The sequence below is a fragment of the Caulobacter sp. UNC358MFTsu5.1 genome, assembly GCF_000712075.1.
Lineage (GTDB): Bacteria > Pseudomonadota > Alphaproteobacteria > Caulobacterales > Caulobacteraceae > Caulobacter.
Genome location: NZ_JONW01000005.1, coordinates 1,341,337 through 1,363,217 on the forward strand (window position 1 = coordinate 1,341,337; position 21,881 = coordinate 1,363,217).

Consider the following 21,881-nt stretch of genomic DNA (forward strand, 5'->3'; position numbering starts at 1 on the left):
AACGGCGCCGGAATCCTGGATTCCGGCGCCGCCCGCGGTCGTCCTGTCCGGCGATGCGCGCCGATCAGGCCTTGCTGATGATCAGGGCGTCCTGCCCGCCCTCGGGATAGGGCCAGTAGCCCGACCACGACCCCAGGGCGATGCGCTCCAGCGTCAGGCCGGACGCGCCGACCAGGGCCTTCAGGCGCTCCTCGTTGTAGGCTACCGCGCCCAGGGGGTGCTGCGGATCGTTGATCAGGCAGCCCTCGCCCCAGGGATGCTCGAACCTCAGGTCGAAGGGCGTCAGGTTGGTCTCCCGCGCCTTGGCCAGCACGGCGTCGTTGTAGAGGAAGCAGGTCAGGAAGGCCCGGCCGCCGGGCTTCAGCACCCGCTGGAACTCGCCCAGATAGTAGGTGATGTAGTCCGACAGCATGTGCGTGAAGACGGACCAGGCGAAGACCCCGTCGACGCTGTTGTCTTCCAGCGGCATCTTGAAGGACCGCATGTCCTCCGTGCCCGTCGGATTGTGCAGCTGATCCGCCACATTGTAGTGGTGGAAATTGAAGTTGGGATGGCGCGGCGTGAGGTTGGCCGACAGCCAGGCGATCGAGTCGCCGATGATGTCCACGCCGTCGTAGCGGCCCTCGGTGATGATCTCGGTCAGCGGGATGGCGTCGCGGCCGATGCCGCAACCGATTTCGAGAAGCCGTGAATCGCTCTTGATCCCGAGATAGCGGCGCAGGTCGGCGATGTGGGCCGTGGAGATCGCATCGAACGAGTCGGGGCCGCCGCCCGTCAGGTTCACTAGTCGTTCAGGGAGGTCATAACCTTTGAAGTTAAAGGTGTTTTCTGACATTTCTGCTCTCTACCGAAGAAAAAACGACGCATCGGGACCAAGATTTCAGACAAGTTATAAGTTGAGTGGGGCCTCGAGCAACGAAAGTCTTTGACGCCTTCGGAGGCGACGGCGGATCCGGTTCAGGCGCGGGGCGCCACGAACAGCTTCTCCGTGAACGCCGGGATGACCTCGTCCACCGCCTCCAGCACGGTGGACCATCCGGCGGGGGCCGGCAAATTCGTCGACCGGAAGTCGAAGGCGTCGTGCTCGTTGCGCCAGACCGTCCAGTTCTTGGTGTAGATCGCCTTGGAGGCGGCGCTCATCATGTTCATGTAGGCGGCGATCTGCTCGGGCCTCATCTCGTGCAGGGCGGAGATCGCCGCAAAGCAGTCGACGATGCCGGCGGGGACATGCCGCAGCTGGTCGATCGTGAAGATCGCGATGTCCGCGGCCATGACCTCGTCGGCGACCTCGTCCCAGCGCGCGAAGGGCCGCCAGCGGAAGATCTTCCGATCGGGAAGCGCCTCCGCCAGATGCCATTCCGCCACCGCCAGGGCCGGCGGGATGTCGAAGATCCAGTAGCGCAACGGCTTCAGCTGGCTCGCGACATAGCCCAGCCGCCCGTATCCCGCCCCGATCTCGGCCAGGATGGGGCGCTCGCCTTCGAGGACGGGCCGCATGCGGGTGAACTCGCGCAGCGAATTGGCCAGGTCCTGCGAAACGGCCCGGCCCTGGACATTGATGGGAATGGGATTGCCGACCGCCGCCTCGGCCAGCTTGTCGCCGTCGCCCGGAGCCGCGCGCTTGGTCGCGTGCCACCACAGCAGGCCGACGAACAGCGTGTAGCCGCGCGCCGCGCTGGGCGAGAGCAGATAGCTGGTGTCGTTGATGCTGAGCACCGCCGGATCGCCGAGCAGCTCGGCCTCCAGCGGCAGGGCGCTGGGATCGTCCGCCCATTCGCGCAGCAGGCTCTGCATCTGCGGGTCATTGGGGCCTTCGACGGCCCAGTTGAAATAGTTCTGCGCCAGAGTCCGCTTGAAGTTCTCGACGCCGTGCCGCGACAGCAGCGCCTCGTTCTGGCCGCCGATGTCCGCCCAGAAGCGTCCAGCCTGGAACAGTTCGGGTCCGGCCTCGAGCAGGCGGCGCATCGCGGTCGAGCGTGCGAGGAGCGCCTCGGTCACCGCCGGCTGTCGGGGTTTCATCGGTTCGTGAGTACGCATTGAGCTTCCTTGGCGGACTTGGTCCTCCGCCCTTACCGCAGAATCATCACGCTTTCGCCTGGCGACGTTTGTCATTAGGCAGGGGTTGATCAACGAATCGAAGCTTGCCGGGAGCTTGCGTGATGACGGCATCGACTTCCCCGCCCGTGCGCCCGCCGATCGGCGCGTTCAAGCCCTACTACCGCGACGCCGACCTGACCGCCGAAGAGCAGCAGATCGTCGACCGCTTCCACGACCTCTACTATTCCAAGCTCGACGGCGGCGTGGGCCTGCACACGATCGTCCTGGCCTGGATGGGCCACGAGATGTTCAAGTGCCCGATGGACCTCTGGCTCTATCAGGAGCTGATCGTCCTGCGGCGACCGAACCTGATCATCGAGACGGGGACGTACAAGGGCGGCAGCGCGTTGTACCTGGCGTGCATCTGCGACATGGTCGGCGAGGGCTCGGTCGTGACGGTCGATATCGACGACACCCATCGCGCCATCCAGCCGCAGCATCCGCGCCTGCGCTATGTCAGCGGCTCGAGCACGGCCCCCGAAATCTTCGCCCAGGTCGCCGCCCAGGCCGCGGCGGCCGGTCCCGAGGTGATGGTGATCCTCGACAGCGATCATCGGCGCGACCACGTCCTGGACGAGCTGCGCCTGTACAGCGAGCTGGTGCCCGTGGGCGGCCTGCTGGTCGTCGAAGACACCAACGTGAATGGGCATCCGACCTATCCCGAGTTCGGACCGGGCCCCTGGGAGGCCGTCGACGCCTTCCTGGCCGAGAACCCCCGGTTCGTGGCCGATCGGTCCTTCGAACGCTTCCTGCTGACCATGAACCCGCGCGGCGTCCTGCGGCGCGTCGAATAGCGACGCGAACGCCCCCCTCCCACCTACGGAACGTCGAGTTTCATGTTCTCCGTCCTTATCCCCAGTCGGAATCGACTCAACCTGCTCAAACTCGCCGTCGAGTCGGTCCGGCTGCAGGATTTCGGCGACTTCGAGATCGTGATTTCCGACAACGCCTCGGACGACGACTATCGCGGCTATGTCGACGAGCTCGGCGATGCGCGCGTGCGCTATCTGCGGTCGGATTCACCGCTGTCTGTGACCGAGAACTGGAATCGCGCCCTGGAGGCGGCCCAGGGCGACTATGTCGTCATGCTGGGCGACGACGACGCCATGGCGCCGGGCTATCTCAGCCATCAGGCGTGGCTGATCTCGGCCTTCGATCGACCCGACGTGCTGTACGCCAACTGCTACCACTACACCTATCCCGGCGTGATCGCCGGCGCGCCGGACGGCTATCTGGCGACGGTCGACAACAGCGTCCTCTTCCACGATCGCAACGCGCCCTACGAGGTGGACCTGGACTGGGCGCGACGCCTGGGCGTCATGGGGCCCGCCTTCCGTCACCAGATCAGCTTCAACGCCCAGCACTACATGTACCGGCGCGACTACATCCTGTCGCTCGCCGACCTCGGACCGTTCTACCAATCGCCCTATCCGGACTACTATGTCAGCTTCCTGACCTTCCTGACCGCGGCGCGGATCATCGCCGATCCGCACCCGCGCATGATCATCGGGATCGCCAAGCAGTCGTTCGGCTTCTACTTCATGAACCAGCGCGAGGAGGAGGGACGGCTCCAGTTCCTCAGCGCGCCCGTCGACACCGCCTTCCTGTCAGGCGGCGACCCTGCCGTCGTCGAGGCGATCGAGCGGCCGGGGGTCGCCCACGTCCGCAACTGGCTCCTGGCCGCCCTGCAGCTGAAGCAAAGGCTGGCCGGACGCATCGAGGTCGCGGTGGACCTGCGCCGGTACCGACGCCTGCAAACGATGGAGATGGCGCTCCTGGCCGGCTACGAGACCCGCGAGCCGCGCCGCGCCTATTACGACTACATGCGGGGCCTGAGGGGCGCCGACCTGGCCTTCGCGCGACGCGCCCTGCGCTCGGCCATGACGGTCAAACGCCTCAAACTGCCCGACACCCGCTCGATCATGTGGGGCTATCAGAGCCTTCTCAACACCTACCATCCCGCCACCGTCGCCTATCACGGGATCCCGAGCCACCAGGACATCCTCGACGCCGTGCGGTGGCTGGCCCTCCCGGCCGAGGCCGCGCCCGAGCCCGAGCCGGCGACCGCCGCCCCCAGCCTGGAAGAGCAGCTGGCGCGGAGCCAGTCGCAGCTCCAGTCCCTCAACGAGGCCCACGCCGCGCTCGCCCGACGGGGCGATGAACTGGCCGCCGCCGCCGAGCAGGCCGCCGGCGAGACGCTAAGGCTGGCCGCCGAGCTTGAATCGACCGTCCGGTCGCGGAAGGCCGGCCAGGAACGCGAACGCCTGCTGACCGCCGAACGCGACGAACTGCTGGGTCAGCGCGCCGCGCTGGAACGCTCCCTGCCCTGGCGCGCCACCCGGACCCTGCGGGCTTTCCTGGCGCGCCTGGACCGGAAGCCGCCGGATCTCACGCCGCTCTAGAGCGGCGCCGCGCGGCCCGGAAAACCGGCGGCGAGCGACGGCGTCCCGCGGCGCGTCCGTAAATTGAAGACCGCGCGGTCGCTGTCGCAAAACTTTTACTCAACGAGACCGCCAAAAGCCCAGATCGGGCCTTTTTTCCTCGGTTGTCATTCTCGCGCGGGCTCCGCTATAGGGTACGGACGAGGCCTAAGTGCTTCGGCTCAAAATGGGGATGAGAATACTCGTGCGCTCAGATGTACCTGTCTTCATTTTGTGCGGCGGCCTCGGCACCCGCCTGCGGGAACAAACGGAGTTTCGCCCGAAACCAATGGTCCCGATCGGCGGTCAGCCGGCGCTTTGGCACATCATGCGCCTCTACGCGCATTTCGGCTTCCGTAAGTTCGTCCTCTGCATGGGATATCGCAGCGAAGTCATTCGGGAATATTTCCTGAACTTTCATCGCATGACTTGCGACGCGACCGTTCAACTGGGCACCGACCAGGTGACGTTCCATTCCGTGGAAGGCCTCACCTCCGAGGCGGATTGGGAAGTGACGCTGGCCTATACCGGCGAACTGACCATGACCGGCGGCCGCGTGTTCCAGGCGGCCTCGCGCTACCTGGGCGACGCCGAGCATTTCGCCGTGACCTACGGCGACGGCGTCACCGACGCCCACATCGGCAACGAGTTCAAGGATCACGTCGCCACCGGCAAGATCGGCACCGTCCTGGGCGTCAATCCGCCGTCGCGGTTCGGCGAGTTCAAGTTCGACAACGGCGAGGCCTTCGGCTTCGAGGAAAAGCCCGAGATCGAGGATCACTGGATCAACGGCGGGTTCTTCTTCTTCAAGCGCCAGTTCATGTCCTACCTGAACGACGATCCGGCCCTGGTCCTGGAGCAGAACCCGCTGCGCAAGCTGGCGGCCGACCGCCAGTTGAACGTCTTCAAGCACAGCGGCGAATGGGCCTGCATGGACACCCAGCGCGACGTCGAGACGCTGAACAAGGCGTGGACCGAAGGCCGGGCGTTCTGGGATCCGTCGCACCTGCCGCCCCGCACCTAAATCAGGCCAGTCATGTCATCCTCGTCCATCGCGCCCGCGTCGGGTCCGAAATCCGCCGACGCCGCGCTCCTGGGAGTCCCCAATCCGGCCTTCTGGGCGGGCCAACGGGTCTTCCTGACGGGCCACACCGGGTTCAAGGGCGGCTGGCTGGCGTTGTGGCTGGCGCAGATGGGCGCGACCGTGCGCGGCTATGCGCTGGCGCCGTCCACGAGCCCGTCGCTGTTCGACGTCGCCAAGGTCGCCGAGGTCACCGAGAGCGTCATCGGCGACATCCGTGACGCCGAGCGCCTGAACGCCGAGATCCAGGCCTTCAAGCCCACCGTGCTAATCCACATGGCCGCCCAGGCCCTGGTGCGTCCGTCCTATGACGATCCCGTCGAGACCTATTCGTCGAACGTCATGGGGACGGTCCACGTCCTGGAGGCCTCGCGCCGCTGCCCCAGCCTGGGCGCGACGATCATCGTCACCAGCGACAAGTGCTACGAGAACCAGGAAGTCATCTGGGCCTATCGCGAGACCGATCGCCTCAACGGCCACGACCCCTACAGCAACAGCAAGGCCTGCGCCGAGCTGGTGGCCTACGCCTACGGCCGCAGCTTCTACCACCAGCTGCCCGACCACGCCCTGGTGTCGGTGCGCGCGGGGAACGTGATCGGCGGCGGGGACTGGTCCAAGGACCGGCTGCTGCCCGACCTTCTCGAAGCGTTCGCCGCCGGGCGCGAGGCGATCATCCGCCGCCCCAAGGCCGTGCGCCCCTGGCAGCACGTTCTGGAACCGCTCTCCGGCTATCTCGTCGCGGCCCAGGCCAGCTTCGGGCGCGGCTCGTCCGAGAACCTGGCCTGGAACTTCGGCCCGCGCGAAAGCAGCAACCAGCCCGTCGGCACGCTGGCCAAGGTGGCCAGCGCCCTCTGGGGCGACGCCGCGAAATTGACCATCCAGGAAGATCCTAACGCCGTGCACGAGGCCGGGCTGTTGACGCTCGACTCGACCAAGGCGCTGATCGAGCTTCAATGGCGGCCGCGCTGGAACCTCCACGACGCGGTCGCCAACACCGTCGCGTGGCGCAAGGCGTTCGGCGAAGGCGCCGACATGGGCGCCGTCACGCGTCAACAGATCCAGCAATACGTCGCGACCGCCGCGGACGGCGCCGCTCAATAAGATGTCTACGGGAACCCTGACGATGCACGTTTCTCAGAGCTGCAGGCATTGCGGCCAACCAGTGAATGTGGTGATGGCCGATCTCGGCGCCACGCCGGTTTCCAACGACTACCTGCGCCCTGAAGCGGTGGACGGGCCCGAGCCCTATTATCCCCTGCGCGCCCTGGTCTGCGAAAGCTGCAAGCTCGTCCAGCTGCAGGACTTCTTCAAGGAAGACGACCTGTTCCGCAGCGACTACGCCTATTTCTCGTCGTTCTCGACCAGCTGGCTCAAGCACTGCGAAACCTACGCCAACGCGATGATCGCCCGCTTCGGCCTGGGCGCCGACAGCCAGGTCGTCGAGATCGCCAGCAACGACGGCTACCTGCTGCAGTACTTCAAGCAGAACGGCGTCAAGGTGCTGGGCGTCGAGCCCAGCCTGTCGGTCGCCCAGACCGCCATCGACAAGCACGGCATCCCCACCGAGGTGGCCTTCTTCGGCTCGGCCACGGCCCAGGCCCTGGTGGACCGCGGCGTCCAGGCCGACCACATGGCCGCCAACAACGTCCTGGCCCACGTGCCGGCCATCAACGACTTCCTCGACGGCTTCCGCATCCTGCTGAAGCCGCAGGGCGTGATCACCTTCGAATTCCCGCACCTGCTGCGCCTGATGGAGCAGTCGCAGTTCGACACGATCTATCACGAGCACTTCAGCTACATCTCGCTGCTGGCCGCCGAACGCATGCTCGACGTGGCCGGCCTGCGCGTGTTCGACGTCGAGGAGCTGCCCACGCACGGGGGCTCCCTGCGCCTGTTCGTCTGCCACAAGGACGCGGACTACGCCCAGGAGCCGCGCGTCGCCGCCGCCCGGGCGGCCGAGGACGCCGCCGGCCTGGGCGACATCGACACCTATCGCAAGTTCAGCGACGCCGTCCGCAAGGTGAAGCGCGACCTGCTCAAGCTGCTGGTCGAACTCAAGGAGGGCGGCGCCCGGATCGTCGGCTACGGCGCGGCGGCCAAGGGCAACACCCTGCTGAACTACTGCGGCGTCGGCGCCGACATGATCGACTACGTGGTCGACATGTCGCCGCACAAGCAGGGCCTCTACCTGCCGGGCACCCGCCTGCCGATCCTGTCGCCCGACCAGATCCAGAAGGACCGTCCCGACTACGTCCTGATCCTGCCCTGGAACATCAAGGACGAGGTCATGTCGCAGCTGGACGGCATCCGCGCCTGGGGCGGCAAGTTCATCGTCGCGATCCCCTCGCCCCGGGTCCTGTGATCCCATGCGGAAGCTCGACGAACCTCTCGCGGGCTGCAGGCTGCTGGAGGGACCGATCTTTCATGACGAGCGCGGCTATTTCCGGCGGCTGAACACCGCCGGCGACGCCGTCGCCAACGGCATGCCGGAGAGCTTCCGCCAGCAAGGGGCGTCCTTCAACCTGCAACGCGGCACGGTTCGCGGCCTGCATTTCCAGAAGGCGCCGTTCCTGGAGCACAAGCTGGTGCAGTGCGTGCGCGGGGCGATCTTCGACGTGATGGTCGACCTGCGCCCGGACTCGCCGACCTACGGCCGGCATTTCGCGGCGGAGCTGTCGGAGACCAACGGCCACATGCTGTACAGCGAGCCCGGTTTCGCCCACGGCTTCCAGGCCCTCACCGACGACTGCCTGGTGCTGTACCAGATCTCGCCCGACCTCGTTCCGGGCGGCGCCGGCTCCGTGCGCTGGGACGATCCCGAGCTCGGTATCGCCTGGCCGCTGGACGCCGTGAACGTATCGGAAAACGATCGCCGGGCGCCTTTATTTCGACAGCATGATCCGGCCCTAACCGCGCCGCGGCCTTAAGCACGAGAACCGTTTTGGCTTCGTCTGTCCTCTTCACGGGCGCCAGTTCCTTCACCGGTCTTTGGTTCGCCGAGGCCATGGCCGAGCGCGGCCTGCGCGTGGTCGCGCCGCTACGGGGATCCGCGGACTCCTACGAGGGCGTGCGCAGTCGGCGGGTCGAACGTCTGCAGGCCTGCGCCGAGGTGGTGTTCGACTGCCCGTTCGCCACCCCGCGCTTCCTCGAACTGGTCGAGGCCGGAACCTGGGACGCCCTGGCGCACCACGCCGCCGACATCGACGGCTACAACGGGTGGAGCTTCGATCCGGTCAGGGCGGTCCAGCGGAACGCCGCGGGCGCCGATGTCGTCTTCGCCAAGATGGCCGAGCGCGGCGCCAAGGCCGTCGTCGTCACCGGCACCGTGTTCGAGGCCGGTTCGGGCGGCGCGCCCGGGTCCCTGGCCGCCAACCCCTACGGACTCTCGAAAACGCTCACCACCGAGACCCTGCGCCATTTCGCGGCCTGGTCGAACCTGCGTTTCGGCCGCTTCGTCATCGCCAACCCCTTCGGCCCGTTCGAAGAGCGGCGCTTCGGCTGGTACATGTTCAAGACCTGGCTTTCGGGGAACGTCCCGGTCGTGCAGACGCCCGATTATGTACGTGACAACGTTCCGGCGCCCGTGATAGCCGCCGCGTACGCGGACTATGTCGAGGCCATGATCAACGAACCGGCGACACCCGCCGCCCGGCGGCCTTCCGGATACGTCATGAGCCAAGGCGCGTTCGCGCAGTTGATGGCCAAGGAGGCGTCCCATCGCCTGGGGCGCGATCTGTCCGTCGACTTCGCGCGGCAGATCGAGTTCTCCGAGCCCTATCTTCGCGTGAACGACGAGTTCAGCTTCGATCTCGCGGACATCCCACGGTTCTGGGATCAGTACGTCGAATACTACTCCGCACTGCACAAATCTGGAGACCTGAATTGATCGACCTTACTATCGGGTGCGCTGCGGATGAGTAATCCTTCGAAGAACGGCGCTCGACGCCTGATGCGTCTCACGCCGACCAACGCGTTCATCGAGCTCGGCGACTCCCTGGGCCTGTGGCGCCTGTGGCTGTCCATGGGCTGGTCCGACATCAAGCAACGCTATCGCAACTCGGTGCTGGGGCCGTTCTGGCTGGCCAGCGGCCTGGCGCTGACCATCGCGGGCATGTCGCTGCTCTACAGCCAGATCCTGCACGTCGCCTTCCAGGACTTCGCGCCCTATCTGGCGGCCGGCCTGATGATCTGGTCGTTCATCGCCAGCGTCGCGACCGAGAGCTGCCATAGCTACGTGCTGGCCGAGGGCCTGATCAAGTCGCTCCAGGTCCCCTACTTCGTCTACATCTTCCGGGTCGTGGCGCGGAACCTGATCGTCCTGGCGCACAACCTGGTCGTGGTGGCGATCATCTGGGTCGTCTTCGGCAAGGTCATGGACATCAAGCCGCTGGAGACGCTCGCCGGCATCGCGCTGCTGACCCTGTTCTCCATCGGCATGGCCACGGTCTTCGCGTCGCTCGGCGCAATGTTCAAGGACTTCATCCAGATCGTCACCCAGGTGTTCCAGATCCTGATCTTCGTGACCCCGGTCTTCTGGCTCACCAAGGCGATCAGCCCCCGGTCGGCGTTCCTGCACCTCAATCCGTTCTACTACCTGATGGAAGTCGTGCGCGAGCCGCTCCTCGGGACCACACCCACCGCCTTCGTCTTCACGGGAGCCGTGGGCTTCACCTTCGCCAGTCTGATCGCGGGCATCATCGCCTACGCCGTCAGCCGCAAGTCGGTCGTGTTTTACGTATGAGCCCAGAACGTCTTATCTCGCTGCGCGGCGTCACCGTCGATCTGCCGGTCCAGGAAACGCGCGCTCGATCGTTGCGCAAGGCCGCCCTGGGCATCGCCGTCGGCGGCGTCCTGATGCGGTCGCGCAACGACCAGGTCACCGTCCGCGCGCTCACCCAGATCAATCTGGACGCCCACAACGGCGATCGCATCGCCCTGGTCGGGTCGAACGGCGCGGGCAAGAGCACGCTGCTGCGGGTCCTGGCCGGGATCTATCCACCCACCTCGGGCACGATCACCACCTCGGGCACCATCAGCGCGGTCTTCGACAGCTCGCTCGGCCTCGACATGAACCTGAGCGGTTACGACAACATCGCCGTCGCCTGCCGCTACCGCGGCATCGACCGGGCGACGATGGAATCGCTGCGCCCCTCGATCATCGAGTTCTCCGGGCTGGGCGGGTTCATCCACCTGCCCATGCGCACCTACTCGCTGGGCATGATGGCGCGTCTGGCCTTCGCCGTGACCACGTCGATGACGCCCGACATCCTGGTGATGGACGAGTGGCTGGCGACCGGCGACGCCGCCTTCATGGAGCAGGCGCAGAGCCGGCTGCACGAGCTGGTCGACGAGGCCCGGATCCTGATCCTCGCGACCCACTCGATGTCCCTGGTCAAGACCCTGTGCAACAAGGTCGCCGTGCTGGACCACGGGCGGATCGCCTATTTCGGCCCGATCGAGGACCTCCCCCCCGGCGTCTATCCGCCGCTGGCCTGAGGCCTCGCCGACACCAAAGAGCGCCCCGCGGTCAGCCGATCGCGGGGCGCTTTTGCGTTCGCCAGCCCGGCAGCGTGCTCCGGCTGCGGTAGACGCCCCAGGACTGGCCCGCCAGAAGGTCGCGCTCGGGGCGCTGCAGGGCGTCGAAGTGGCGGGTCTGGTTGTCGCCGACCAGGAGATTGGTCTGCCGGCCCTGCCGGAAGCCGTCGGACCACGGCCACCAATCGATATCGTAGCCCCGCCCGTTGCGCCCCACCGTCAGCACGCGCAGATCGCGCGCCAGCACGCGGTTGGTCATGCTGAGCGCGCCGCTCTCGAACATGAAGGCGTCGCGCCGGCCCTCGATGGCGACGTCGGCAGTGATCGCGTGCAGCAGGGCGACGTCGAGCATGAACCCGTTGGTCCGCAGGTGCGGGTTGGGAAAGGCGGGGAAGTCGGGATCGATGACGTGGAGGCTCTCGTAGGACCCCGTGGCCCCGACCAGCCCCACGCCGGGCGCGTCCAGGTTCCGGTCCAGCTTGAGCAGCCAGCCGTCGCAGAGGATCTGGCTGTGGCTGTTGAGGAAGCACACCCGGGGTTCGTCGATCCGCCGGCTCATGGTCAGGTAGGCGCCGATGTCGCGTCCGGCTTCCTCGACGACCACCGGCACGTGCGGGACGGTCGCGCACAGGACGGCCGCCTCGGCCACCGCCGCCTCGGTGTCGAAGCCCTTCAGGGCGATGTAGAGCCGGTGGCCCACGCCCGCGTCGAAGGCCGCGTAGGACGCCAGGAACCGGCGCGCGTGGGCGCGCCAGCCGGCGTCCTCCCAGCGGAGCAGGAACACGACCGCGATGGTGGGGCTTGGGGTCATGGGTTGGACAACTTCATCGCCACGCGGTGGGTCGCCGGCCGCGTCGTCAGGGCGTCCTCGCGGTAATAGGGATCCCGGGCGCAGGATTCCGGCCAGGTCTGCTGATGCCAGGTCACCGCTTCGGGCCTCGGCGCGCGCCATCGGGCCATGGAGAGCTCGGCGCCGGGCGTGTGCGCGATCAGCCGGCCGCGCCGGGCCAGCTTCAGGCAGTAGTCGAGGCCCTCCAGGTCCGGACCCAGTCCGTCCACGAATCCGCCCACGGCGATGAAGTCATCGACGCGGGTGGCGAGGCACGCCCGGCTGACCCCCAGCACGTTGCGCGGCACGAGGGGCGCGACGCCGGCGGTCTCGACGCGGATCGGAGCGGGCTCCCCGTCGTCGTTGGTCAGGCCCACATGCCGCATGCCGGTGGCGCGATCGACGAGGACGGGCCCCACCGCCGCCACGGCGCCGTCCGCGAGCGGCGCGACCAGGGCCTCGATCCACGCCGGCGACGCGCCAGTCAGGTCCTCGTCGACGAACACCAGCACGTCGTGGCGATCCGCCAGCCCGCCCAGCCAGGGGGCGGGGGGAGCGGGCGCGACGGTCTTCGCCGACGGCCGGACCTCGTGCACGATCTCGACGAAGGGATAGTCGGTCGGCGGCGGCGGACGGCCCGAGCCGCGCCCCCGGACCACCAGCAGGACCCTCGGCTGGGCGTCGCCGGCGGCGGGCGGCGGCGACGTTTCGGTCGCGACGCGTCCGGCGTCCGCCAGCAGCCCCTCGGCGTCGTCGGCGGGGCGATGCAGCAGCACGCGGGGTATGCTCGCCACGCGCGCGCCGTCGGGCCCGACGGCGCGGACCAGCCGCAGGCGATCGGCCGGACCGGCGTATCCCAGCCGATTGGAGAACGCGGCCGCCCGGCCCAGATAGTTGGCCGCCGCCAGATAGGTCGGGCTCCAGTCGGGCTTGAAGAACGGCTCCCGCCCCACGCCGTCGGCGTCGATCAGGTCCTCGTCGCCATGGAGGACGTCCAGGGCCGGGTCCGCGTTGATACGGTCCGCGAAGGCGTAGAGGGCGTCCTCGGCCAACCGGTCGCCAGCGCGCAGGAACATCCTGTAGCCCGTTCCGTCGCGCGCCGGCGGCGGGGTCTCGCCCTCGGCCAGATCGTGGATCTCCAGGTCCGGATAGATCTGGGCGGCCAGGGACGCGCGGGTGGCTTCGGAGTCGCCGCCTCGCGCCGCCTCGACGAAGACCTCGAAGCGCGGGCGCGCGGTCATCAGCGGCAGGTGCGCTTCGAACTCGCGCCTTTCCAGGGGCCGCCAGGCCGCCGCCAGGTCGGTCCAGGCCGCGTAGTCGACACGCTGCGGCAGCGGCTGGCGCAGCCCCAGCGACAGGAACAGCGTCGTCGAAAGCGCGCGCCAGACGCCGGGATGGAGCTCGACCTCGACACGGATCAGGTGCGCGCCGCGGTTCAGTTGCAGGGCCAGTTCGAAGCCGCAGGCCTCGGCGTAGGGCGGCGAGCGGTGGAAGGCCTCGCGCACGTCCGCGCGGGCCATCACCCGAACGGGATAGAGCGCCCGATTGACCTTGATCCGCACGCGGGGCGGATCGACCCGGTCCTTGAGGACGGCCCAGCCCCTGAGCACGCAGCGCCCCCGAATGGCGCGGAGCGGACGCTGTCCTCGCGGTTCGTCGATGGCGTAGAGCAGGCGGTCGGGCGCGGGCGAGCCCCGGAACAGCATGAAATAGAAGCGTCGGATCAGCGCCTTGGCGGGCCCCGGCAAGGACTGGAACATATTCGGCGAAAACCTTGCTTCCGACATACGACCCACGCGGCGCGGCCTTCCCGGCGCTGGACGTCCCTCTACTGGCTGTCCCCGGCCAGGGCAAAGCAAATCGCCGGATCGGACGGCGGCGCGCCGGAGCGCACAACGGAGTTGGCGCGACGGACGATTGGTTGTTACAGCAACGCGGCGCGTCGGTCCCGGCCGGCGGCGCTCATGCTTCGGCGACCACCAAGGCCTGCGTATCTTCATGACCCTCGACATCACCGCCATCCGCGCCGCCGCGGCCCGCCTCGCCGGCCAGATCGAGCGCACCCCCTGCCGCTATTCCAAGACCCTGTCGAAGATCACCGGCGCCGAGGTGTGGGTGAAGTTCGAGAACCTGCAGTTCACCGCCGCCTACAAGGAGCGCGGGGCGCTCAACAAGCTGATGCTGCTGTCCGACGCCGAGAAGGCAAAGGGCGTCATCGCGGCCAGCGCGGGCAACCACGCCCAGGGGCTGGCCTATCACGGCGCCCGCCTGGGCGTGCCGGTGACCATCGTCATGCCCAAGACCACCCCCTTCGTGAAGGTGCAGCACACCCGCGACTTCGGGGCCAACGTGGTCATCGAGGGCGAGACCTACGACGACGCCGCCGCCCATGCGCGCAAGCTGCGCGACGAGCAGGGCCTGACCTTCGTCCACCCGTTCGACGACTATGACATCATGGCCGGCCAGGGCACGATCGCCCTGGAGATGCTGGAGGACGCCCCCGACCTGGAGGTCCTGCCGGTGCCGATCGGCGGCGGCGGCCTGATCAGCGGCGTGGCCACGGCGGCCAAGGCCATCAAGTCCGACATCCACATCATCGGCTGCGAGCCGGCCATGTACCCGTCCTTCACCGCCAAGATGCGCGGCGTGGCGGCCCATTGCGGCGGCCAGACCATCGCCGAGGGCGTGGCGGTCAAGACGGTGGGCGAGCTGACCTACGGCGTGGCCCGCCCCCTGATCGACGACGTGCTGCTGCTGGAAGAGCCGCACATCGAGCAGGCCGTGGCCCTCTATTGCAACGTCGAGAAGACCATCGCCGAAGGGGCCGGCGCGGCCTCGCTGGCGGCCCTGCTGGCCTATCCCGAACGGTTCCGCGGCAAGAAGTGCGGCCTGATCCTGTGCGGCGGCAACATCGACACCCGCCTGCTGGCCTCGGTCCTGACCCGCGAGCTGGTGCGCGCCCAGCGCCTGGTGTCCCTGCGCATCGTCGGCGACGACCGCCCGGGCCTGCTGTCGACGGTGGCCAGCGTGATCGGCGGCATGGGCGCCAACATCATCGAGGTCAACCACAACCGCCTGGCCCTGGACGTGCCGGCCAAGGGCGCGGAGTTCGACATCACCATCGAGACCCGCGACGCCCAGCACACCCAGGACGTCATGGACGCCCTGCGCGAGAAGGGCTACCCGCCGCGCGCGGTGTGACCAGATCCTCCCCCTCTGGGGGAGGTGGCCCGAAGGGCCGGAGGGGGACCGACCGCGCGGACCCCCTCAGTCGCTTCGCGACAGCTCCCCCAAGAGGGGGAGCATCCTTCTACAGCAGCCCCTTGATCATTTCCCGGGCCGCGTCGGCCAGGTCCGGGCGCTTCAGGGCCAGGGCGACATTGGCCCGCAGCAGGCCGATCTTGTCGCCGCAGTCGTAGGTCTCGCCCTCGTATTCCAGGGCGTGGAAGTCCTGGGTCTGCAGCAGGGTCAGCATCGAGTCGGTCAGCTGGATCTCGCCGCCCGCGCCCTTGCCCTGCTTTTCCAGCAGGTCGAAGATTTCCGGCTGCAGGATGTAACGGCCCGAGATGAACAGGTTCGAGGGCTCGGTGCCCTTCGGCGGCTTCTCGACCATGCCGGTCATGCGGTTCAGGCGGCCTTGCTGGCCGTCCAGGGCGACGATGCCGTACTGGTGGGCCATGCCCTCCGGCGCCGGCTCGACCACGACGATGTTGCCGCCCTTCTGGTCGTAGGCCTCGATGGCCTGGGCCAGGGCGGGCTTGCCGGCCGACATCACCATGTCGGGCAGCATCACCGCGAACGGCTCGTCGCCGACGATGTCGCGGGCGCACCACACCGCGTGGCCCAGGCCCAGCGGGGCCATCTGGCGCACGAAGCTCATCTCGCCCGGACGGGGCAGCTCGTCGCGCAGCTCCTTCAGCAGGGCGGTCTTGCCCTTGGCCTCCAGCGCCGCCTCCAGTTCGACCTGGTGGTCGAAATAGTCCTCGATCGCGCCCTTGTTGCGGCCCGTCACGAAGACGAAGTGCTCGATGCCCGCGGCCCGACCTTCCTCGACGATGTAGGACAGGATCGGCCTGTCCACGACGTTGAGCAGCTCCTTCGGGGTGGTCTTGGTGCCGGGCAGGACCCGGGTGCCGAAGCCCGCGACGGGAAGGACGGCTTTGCGGACGGGTTTCATGAGGGCCTCGTGAGCAGTCACTGGGTGGGGACGGTTTCTAGGGCGCGCCGCGATATCGCGCCACCACTGTTCTGTGACTGTCCGTGTCAAAACGAGGGCCGCCCAAAATCGGCGCGCGACAGACCGCGAAATGGTCTAGCACGGACGAATAATCGTCGGAGCCCGTCGTCCCATGGTCCGCCCCCTCGCGCTGGTCCCCAAAATCGCCCTCGCCGTCGCCCTCGGCGCGACCCTGGCCCTGTCGGCCTGCGGCCCCAGCAAGAAGCAGCAGGAAACCCTGGCCGCCGCCCAGGTCTTCATGAACCAGAACGCCAAGCAGCCCGGCGTCGTCACCCTGGCCGACGGCCTGCAGTACAAGATCGTCCGCTCGGGCCCCCTCGACGGGGCCAAGCCCAACCCGACCGACGAGGTCAAGGTCAACTACGAGGGCAAGCTGGTCGACGGCACGGTGTTCGACAGCTCCTACGAGCGCGGCCACCCCGAGTCCTTCCCGCTGCAGGGCCTGGTGCCCGCCTGGAAGGAGGCCCTGGTCATGATGCGGCCCGGCGACGAATGGATCCTCTACGTGCCGCCCGAACTGGGCTACGGCGCCCAGGACAAGGGCCCGATCCCCGGCAACAGCGTGATGATCTTCCGCATCGAGCTGATCGACGTGCTGTCCTCGAAGATCCAGGCGCCCAAGCAGAAGGCGCCGGTCTAGAGCGCGTCCGCGTTCGCAGGAATCTCGCCCCCTATCCGTTGTCATCCCGGAAGCCTCGCGGAGGCTGTCCGGGACCCAGGTGACCGGGCCAAGACGGTGCAGCCGCCCCTGGGTCCCGGACAAGCGCCGCGCGCTTTCCGGGACGACAACTGTTGGGGGCGCTGGGGTTATCCCCGTCTAGACCTTCGGCACGGCCATCCCCCGACGCACGGCGGCCCGCTCGCCCACCCGCTCCAGCCAGGCGCGCACCGCCGGCAGGGGCGGACGGTCGGGCTGGATCTTCTCCAGCCCCTCCAGGGCCGCCACGGTCCAGGGATAGGCGGCGATGTCGGCGATCGAATAGTCGTAGCCGGCCAGGTAGGGGACCTTCTCGAGCCGCCCCTCCATCACGCCCAGCAACCGCCGCACCTCGTCGGCGAAGCGGTCGATGGCCAGCTCGATGGGCTCGGGGGCGCGCAGGGCGAAATAGCCCAGCTGGCCGGCCATGGGCCCAAGACCCCCCACCTGCCAGAAGGTCCATTCCAGCGCCGCCACCCGGTCCGGACCCGAGGGGGCCAGCAGCTTGCCGGTCTTCTCGGCCAGATAGACCAGGATCGCCCCGCTCTCGAACACCGACTGCGGGCCATCCGGCGCGTCGTGGTCGACGATGGCGGGGATCTTGTTGTTGGGCGAGATGCTCAGGAAATCCGGCGCGAACTGCTGGTTCTGGCCGATGTCGACCGGGTGCACCGTGTAGTCCAGGCCCAGCTCCTCCAGGACGATGGGGATCTTGCGGCCGTTGGGCGTGGTCCAGGTGTAGAGGTCGATCATGGGGGCGCCTTCGGGGGCTTGTCTGTCCGGGCTCGAAGCATAGAACGCGAACGGAGCCGATCGGGGCTCAGTCCCGGTAGGCGCGGGCCGGCGGGCGCGCTAGGGTCGCGCCATGGTCCCGTCCTCCCAAACCGCGCCGCCCGTCGCGTCGTCCCCGATCTCGTCCTCGGAGACCCTGGCCGCCCGCGCCGTCGACATCCTCTCCACCCTGGTGGCCTTCGACACCACCTCGCGGCTGTCCAACCTGGCCCTGATCGAGTGGGTCGAGGCCTATCTGGCGGACCTGGGGGTCGCCTCCCGCCGGGTGCCCAACGCCGACGGGACCAAGAGCAACCTCTTGGCCAGCATCGGTCCGGCGGTGGAGGGCGGCGTCGTGCTGTCGGGCCACACCGACGTGGTGCCGGTTGACGGCCAGCCGTGGAGCAGCGACCCGTTCGTGCTGACCGAGCGCGACGGACGCCTGTACGGCCGGGGAACCTGCGACATGAAGGGCTTCCTGGCCCTGGCCCTGGCCGCCGCGCCCGATCTGGCCCGCGCCGAGCTCGACCGCCCCGTCCACCTGGCCTTCTCCTATGACGAGGAAGTGGGCTGCCTCGGCGCGCCGGACATGATCGCGGTGATCGCCGACGAACTGCCGCGCCCGGCCCTGGTGGTGGTGGGCGAACCCACCGACATGGTCGCCGTGCGCGGCCACAAGGGCATCGCCAGCTTCCGCGTCACGGTTACCGGCCGCGAGGCCCATTCCAGCCTGACCCACCTGGGCGTTTCGGCCAACATGGTGGCCATCAAGCTGATGAACCACCTGGTCGAGCTGTCCGAACGGCTGGAGCGCGAGGCCGACCCCGCCTCGCCGTTCACCCCCAAGGGCGCGACCCTGACCATCGGCCAGGTCAACGGCGGCACGGCGGTCAACATCCTGGCGCGCGAATGCGTGTTCATCTTCGACCTGCGCGTCCCGGCGGGCCTGGAGCCCAAGGCGATCCTGGCCGAGTTCTTCGCCCTGGCGGAGACGCTGGACGCCCGGATCAAGGCCAAGGCCCCCGAAGGCGGCGTCCGGGTCGAGACCCGGTCGATGACCCCGGCCTTCGCGCCCGAGGTCGACGGCGCGGCCGAGGCCTTCGCCCGCCGCATCGCCGGCGACAACGGCCCGCCGCGCGTCGTGCCCTACGCCGCCGAGGCCGGCCAGTTCCAGGGCGCGGGCTTCTCGACCGTGATCTGCGGCCCCGGCTCGATCGACCAGGCCCACCAGCCCGACGAATATGTCGAGGTCAGCCAGATGGAGCGCGGCGCGGCCTTCATGCGCCGGCTGGTCGAGGACCTGTCCCGGGCCTGACCCGGCGGCCTATCGGGCCGAGGGCCGGTAGCGCCTGATCACCAGCCGCCGGCCGAAGAAGGCCACCGGGTCCAGGGCCATGACCCGCAGGATGTCGAGCGCGCCGGCCTTGCGGGCGGCCTGGACCTGACGACGCGAGACCAGGATCGGGTCGAGGTCCTGGCGCTTGAGGGCCGCGCGGACGCCCCGCCAGGCCGGACCCGCGTCGCCCCGCCGCCAGTGCAGCAGCAGGAGGCCGGCCGTCACCGCCACGTGCAGCGGCAGGGTCAGCCACAGCAGCGCCAGCGGCGTGTTCTTCAGGAAGGTCCAGACGCGGTTGCGCGAGCCGTGGAAGACCGAGAAGTCCGACCGCACCCCGGTGCTGGCCGAGCCCACGTGCTCGACCACCGCCGCCGGCAGCAGCAGGGTCGGCTCGCCCGCCAGCCGCAGGCGGTAGCCCAGGTCGACGTCCTCGCAATAGCAGAAGAACCGCTCGTCGAAGCCGCCCAGCTCCAGGAACAGCGCGCGGTCGATGATCGTCGCGGCCCCGCAGGCCGAGAACACCTCGCCCTCCAGGAGGTCGGCCGGACGGCGGCGACGATAGCCGCCGCGGAACGGGATGCCGGCCGAGGTCATCACGTCGCCGGCCCCGTCCATCAGGTCCGGCTCGTCGGCCACCATCTGCAGCGAGGTGAAGCAGCGCACTTCCGGATGGCGACGGGTCCCGGCGACCAGGGCCTCCAGCCAGTCGGGCCGGGCGTAGGCGTCGGGGTTGAGCAGCACCAGCCAGCGGCCCCGGGCCTGCCCCGCCGCCAGGTTGTTGCCCGCCGCGAAGCCGAGATTGGCCCCCGGCTGCAGGAACCGGATCGCCGGGTCGGCCGCCGCCGCGGCCTGGGGCGCGCCGTCGGTCGAGGCGTTGTCGACCAGCAGGATCTCGAAATCGGTGAAGGTCTGGGCCCGCAGCGCCTCCAGGCAGCGCGCCAGGGTGGGGCCGCTCTGGTAGGAGACGACGATCACGCTGACCGTCGGTCCAGGCTCCCTCTTGTCATCGCCGCTCGGGCAAGCCATGCCTGACGAACTCATTTCTCGAAGGGTTGAATCGTGAAGATCACGCCGTTGGCGATTCCCGAGGTGCTGCTTATCACGCCCGCGCGCCATGGCGACGAGCGGGGTTGGTTTTCGGAGACCTTTCGTCAGTCGGCGTTGACCGAGGCCGGTTTCAAGGGCGGCGCGTTCGTCCAGGACAACCATGTGCGCTCGACCACGCGCGGCATCCTGCGCGGCCTGCACTTCCAGAAGCCGCCGCACGCCCAGGACAAGCTGCTGCGCTGCGTGCGCGGCGCGATCTTCGACGTGGCCGTCGACATCCGCCGGGGCTCGCCGACCTTCGGCCAATGGGTCGGGGCCGAGCTGTCGGACGACAACGCCCGGCAACTGCTCGTGCCCAAGGGCTTCGCCCACGCCTACTGCACCCTGACCGACGAGTGCGAGGTGCTCTACAAGGTCACCGACTACTACGCGCCGCAGTCCGAGGGCGCGCTGCGCTGGAACGACCCGGCCGTCGGCGTCGCCTGGCCGATCCCGCCCCAGCAGATCTCGACCAACGCCCGCGACGGCGCGGCCCCGTTGCTGGCCGACCTGGACACGCCCTTCACCTACGGCGAGGCGGCGCGGGCCCTGGTCTGAGCCGGCCTTCGCTCCCCGACCGGCGATCCGTCGCATCGAGGTCGAGGGAGAGGGCATGGTGGCTATCGAAGCTATCCGGCAACTGATATTGCGTCCTTTGCGTGCATGCGGACCAAGCGGATGCAAGCGTTCGAGGGCGTCGTTTCGCCGACCTAAAGGAATTAGGGCGTGAAGATACTTGTCACCGGGGGCGCGGGTTTCATCGGGTCAGCGGTCTGCCGCCATCTGATCGAGAATACCGGCGATCAAGTCGTCAATGTCGACAAGCTGACCTATGCGGGCACGCTCACCTCGGTGGCCGAAGTCGCCGGCTCGCCCAACTACAGCTTCATCCAGGCCGACGTCGCCGACCGCGCCGCGATCAAGGCGATCTTCGAGACGCACAAGCCCGACGCGGTGCTGCACCTGGCCGCCGAGTCGCACGTCGACCGCTCGATCGTCGGCGCCGGTCCGTTCATCGAGACCAACATCGTCGGCACCTACGTGATGCTGGACTGCGCCCTGGACTACTGGCGCGGCCTGGCCGGCGAGGCCAAGGCCGCCTTCCGCTTCGTCCACGTCTCCACCGACGAGGTCTACGGCTCCTTGGGCGCCGACGGCCTGTTCTCCGAGACCACCCCCTACGCGCCGACCTCGCCCTATTCGTCGTCGAAGGCCGCCGCCGACCACCTGGCCCTGGCCTGGTGGCACACCTACGGCCTGCCGGTGCTGGTCTCCAACTGCTCCAACAACTACGGCCCCTACCACTTCCCCGAGAAGCTGATCCCGCTGATGATCCTCAACGGCCTGGATCGCCGTCCGCTGCCGGTCTACGGCGACGGGGCCAACATCCGCGACTGGCTGTTCGTCGAGGACCACGCCCGCGCCCTGCGCATGATCCTGGAAAGCGGCCGTCCGGGCGAGAAGTACAATGTCGGCGGCCGCAACGAACGGACCAACCTGCAGGTCGTGCACGCGATCTGCGACCTGCTCGACGAGCTGGCGCCGTCCGCCGAAGGCTCGCATCGCGACCTGATCACCTTCGTCGCCGACCGTCCCGGCCACGACCACCGCTATGCGATCGACGCCACCAAGCTGGAAACCGAACTGGGCTGGAAGGCCCGCGAGACGTTCGAGACCGGCATCCGCCGCACCGTCGAATGGTATCTGGCCCGGGCCGACTGGTGGGGCCCGCTCCGCGAAGCCTATGACGGCCGCCGCCTGGGTCTCCTGACCGCCAAGGCCAGCTGAGGCC

Annotated in this window: 21 protein-coding genes; 14 read left to right on the forward strand and 7 right to left on the reverse strand. The window is 68.3% G+C overall.

What is annotated here, in order from left to right:
• Window positions 1–64: 64 nt before the first annotated feature.
• On the reverse strand, window positions 65–784 hold the full coding sequence (locus BR39_RS0108140) for a class I SAM-dependent methyltransferase (RefSeq protein WP_051695272.1): 720 nt from the start codon (window positions 782–784) through the stop codon (window positions 65–67).
• 173 nt (window positions 785–957) lie between these two features.
• Window positions 958–2,037 (reverse strand): putative sugar O-methyltransferase, encoded by a 1,080-nt coding sequence (locus BR39_RS0108145; RefSeq protein WP_197026657.1) that lies wholly within the window; start codon window positions 2,035–2,037, stop codon window positions 958–960.
• Between the two features lie 122 nt (window positions 2,038–2,159).
• On the opposite strand from BR39_RS0108145, the gene BR39_RS0108150 reads away from it, so the two are divergent.
• The 9 genes from BR39_RS0108150 (at window position 2,160) to BR39_RS0108190 (ending at window position 11,094) form a co-directional block, all read left to right on the forward strand.
• On the forward strand, window positions 2,160–2,891 hold the full coding sequence (locus BR39_RS0108150) for a CmcI family methyltransferase (RefSeq protein WP_081916593.1): 732 nt from the start codon (window positions 2,160–2,162) through the stop codon (window positions 2,889–2,891).
• A 42-nt stretch (window positions 2,892–2,933) separates the two neighbouring features.
• Window positions 2,934–4,499: a glycosyltransferase family 2 protein gene (locus BR39_RS25710; protein ID WP_029909626.1), complete on the forward strand. Its 1,566-nt coding sequence runs from the start codon at window positions 2,934–2,936 to the stop codon at window positions 4,497–4,499.
• Window positions 4,500–4,710: 211 nt separating this feature from the next.
• Window positions 4,711–5,541, forward strand: coding sequence for a sugar phosphate nucleotidyltransferase (locus BR39_RS0108160; RefSeq protein WP_029909629.1), 831 nt, complete (start codon window positions 4,711–4,713; stop codon window positions 5,539–5,541).
• Window positions 5,542–5,553: 12 nt separating this feature from the next.
• The gene (gene rfbG, locus BR39_RS0108165; RefSeq protein WP_081916595.1) at window positions 5,554–6,699 is read left to right on the forward strand and encodes a CDP-glucose 4,6-dehydratase; all 1,146 of its coding nucleotides are present in this window, start codon (window positions 5,554–5,556) and stop codon (window positions 6,697–6,699) included.
• Window positions 6,700–6,721: 22 nt separating this feature from the next.
• The gene (locus BR39_RS0108170) at window positions 6,722–7,960 is read left to right on the forward strand and encodes a class I SAM-dependent methyltransferase (protein ID WP_029909633.1); all 1,239 of its coding nucleotides are present in this window, start codon (window positions 6,722–6,724) and stop codon (window positions 7,958–7,960) included.
• Between the two features lie 4 nt (window positions 7,961–7,964).
• Window positions 7,965–8,525 carry a dTDP-4-dehydrorhamnose 3,5-epimerase family protein gene (locus tag BR39_RS0108175; RefSeq protein ID WP_029909637.1) on the forward strand — a complete coding sequence of 187 codons (561 nt, stop codon included), beginning with the start codon at window positions 7,965–7,967 and terminating at the stop codon, window positions 8,523–8,525.
• A 14-nt stretch (window positions 8,526–8,539) separates the two neighbouring features.
• On the forward strand, window positions 8,540–9,484 hold the full coding sequence (locus BR39_RS0108180) for an NAD(P)-dependent oxidoreductase (RefSeq protein ID WP_051695275.1): 945 nt from the start codon (window positions 8,540–8,542) through the stop codon (window positions 9,482–9,484).
• Window positions 9,485–9,511: 27 nt separating this feature from the next.
• Window positions 9,512–10,339: an ABC transporter permease gene (locus BR39_RS0108185; protein WP_081916597.1), complete on the forward strand. Its 828-nt coding sequence runs from the start codon at window positions 9,512–9,514 to the stop codon at window positions 10,337–10,339.
• A complete protein-coding gene (locus BR39_RS0108190; protein WP_029909646.1) occupies window positions 10,336–11,094 on the forward strand; it encodes an ABC transporter ATP-binding protein in 759 nt (252 codons plus the stop codon). Before BR39_RS0108185 ends, BR39_RS0108190 begins: the two co-directional genes overlap by 4 nt.
• A 31-nt stretch (window positions 11,095–11,125) precedes the next feature.
• On the opposite strand, the gene BR39_RS0108195 is transcribed toward BR39_RS0108190, so the two are convergent.
• Together BR39_RS0108195 and BR39_RS0108200 are read right to left on the reverse strand one after the other, a co-directional pair.
• Window positions 11,126–11,944, reverse strand: coding sequence for a hypothetical protein (locus BR39_RS0108195; RefSeq protein WP_029909648.1), 819 nt, complete (start codon window positions 11,942–11,944; stop codon window positions 11,126–11,128).
• Window positions 11,941–13,722, reverse strand: coding sequence for a hypothetical protein (locus tag BR39_RS0108200; protein ID WP_029909651.1), 1,782 nt, complete (start codon window positions 13,720–13,722; stop codon window positions 11,941–11,943). Before BR39_RS0108200 ends, BR39_RS0108195 begins: the two co-directional genes overlap by 4 nt.
• Window positions 13,723–13,960: 238 nt before the next feature.
• Between BR39_RS0108200 and BR39_RS0108205 the strand changes: the two genes are divergently transcribed.
• Window positions 13,961–15,163 carry a threonine ammonia-lyase gene (locus BR39_RS0108205; RefSeq protein WP_029909654.1) on the forward strand — a complete coding sequence of 401 codons (1,203 nt, stop codon included), beginning with the start codon at window positions 13,961–13,963 and terminating at the stop codon, window positions 15,161–15,163.
• Between the two features lie 109 nt (window positions 15,164–15,272).
• On the opposite strand, the gene BR39_RS0108210 is transcribed toward BR39_RS0108205, so the two are convergent.
• Window positions 15,273–16,139: a UTP--glucose-1-phosphate uridylyltransferase gene (locus BR39_RS0108210; protein WP_029909658.1), complete on the reverse strand. Its 867-nt coding sequence runs from the start codon at window positions 16,137–16,139 to the stop codon at window positions 15,273–15,275.
• 172 nt (window positions 16,140–16,311) lie between these two features.
• On the opposite strand from BR39_RS0108210, the gene BR39_RS0108215 reads away from it, so the two are divergent.
• Window positions 16,312–16,839, forward strand: coding sequence for an FKBP-type peptidyl-prolyl cis-trans isomerase (locus BR39_RS0108215; RefSeq protein ID WP_156035620.1), 528 nt, complete (start codon window positions 16,312–16,314; stop codon window positions 16,837–16,839).
• A gap of 177 nt (window positions 16,840–17,016) precedes the next feature.
• Here the strand turns inward: BR39_RS0108215 and BR39_RS0108220 are convergent, their stop codons facing one another.
• Window positions 17,017–17,649, reverse strand: coding sequence for a glutathione S-transferase N-terminal domain-containing protein (locus BR39_RS0108220; protein ID WP_029909664.1), 633 nt, complete (start codon window positions 17,647–17,649; stop codon window positions 17,017–17,019).
• Between the two features lie 112 nt (window positions 17,650–17,761).
• Between BR39_RS0108220 and argE the strand changes: the two genes are divergently transcribed.
• On the forward strand, window positions 17,762–18,982 hold the full coding sequence (argE, locus tag BR39_RS0108225) for an acetylornithine deacetylase (protein WP_051695280.1): 1,221 nt from the start codon (window positions 17,762–17,764) through the stop codon (window positions 18,980–18,982).
• 9 nt (window positions 18,983–18,991) lie between these two features.
• On the opposite strand, the gene BR39_RS0108230 is transcribed toward argE, so the two are convergent.
• Window positions 18,992–20,029 carry a glycosyltransferase family 2 protein gene (locus BR39_RS0108230; RefSeq protein WP_029909669.1) on the reverse strand — a complete coding sequence of 346 codons (1,038 nt, stop codon included), beginning with the start codon at window positions 20,027–20,029 and terminating at the stop codon, window positions 18,992–18,994.
• A gap of 33 nt (window positions 20,030–20,062) precedes the next feature.
• Here BR39_RS0108230 and rfbC point away from each other — a divergent pair, with 33 nt between their 5' ends.
• Both rfbC and rfbB read left to right on the forward strand, forming a co-directional pair.
• Entirely contained in the window at window positions 20,063–20,647 is a 585-nt protein-coding gene (gene rfbC, locus BR39_RS0108235; RefSeq protein WP_029909672.1) for a dTDP-4-dehydrorhamnose 3,5-epimerase, read from the forward strand.
• Between the two features lie 168 nt (window positions 20,648–20,815).
• Window positions 20,816–21,877: a dTDP-glucose 4,6-dehydratase gene (gene rfbB / locus BR39_RS0108240; protein ID WP_029909675.1), complete on the forward strand. Its 1,062-nt coding sequence runs from the start codon at window positions 20,816–20,818 to the stop codon at window positions 21,875–21,877.
• The last annotated feature ends 4 nt before the right edge of the window (window positions 21,878–21,881 follow it).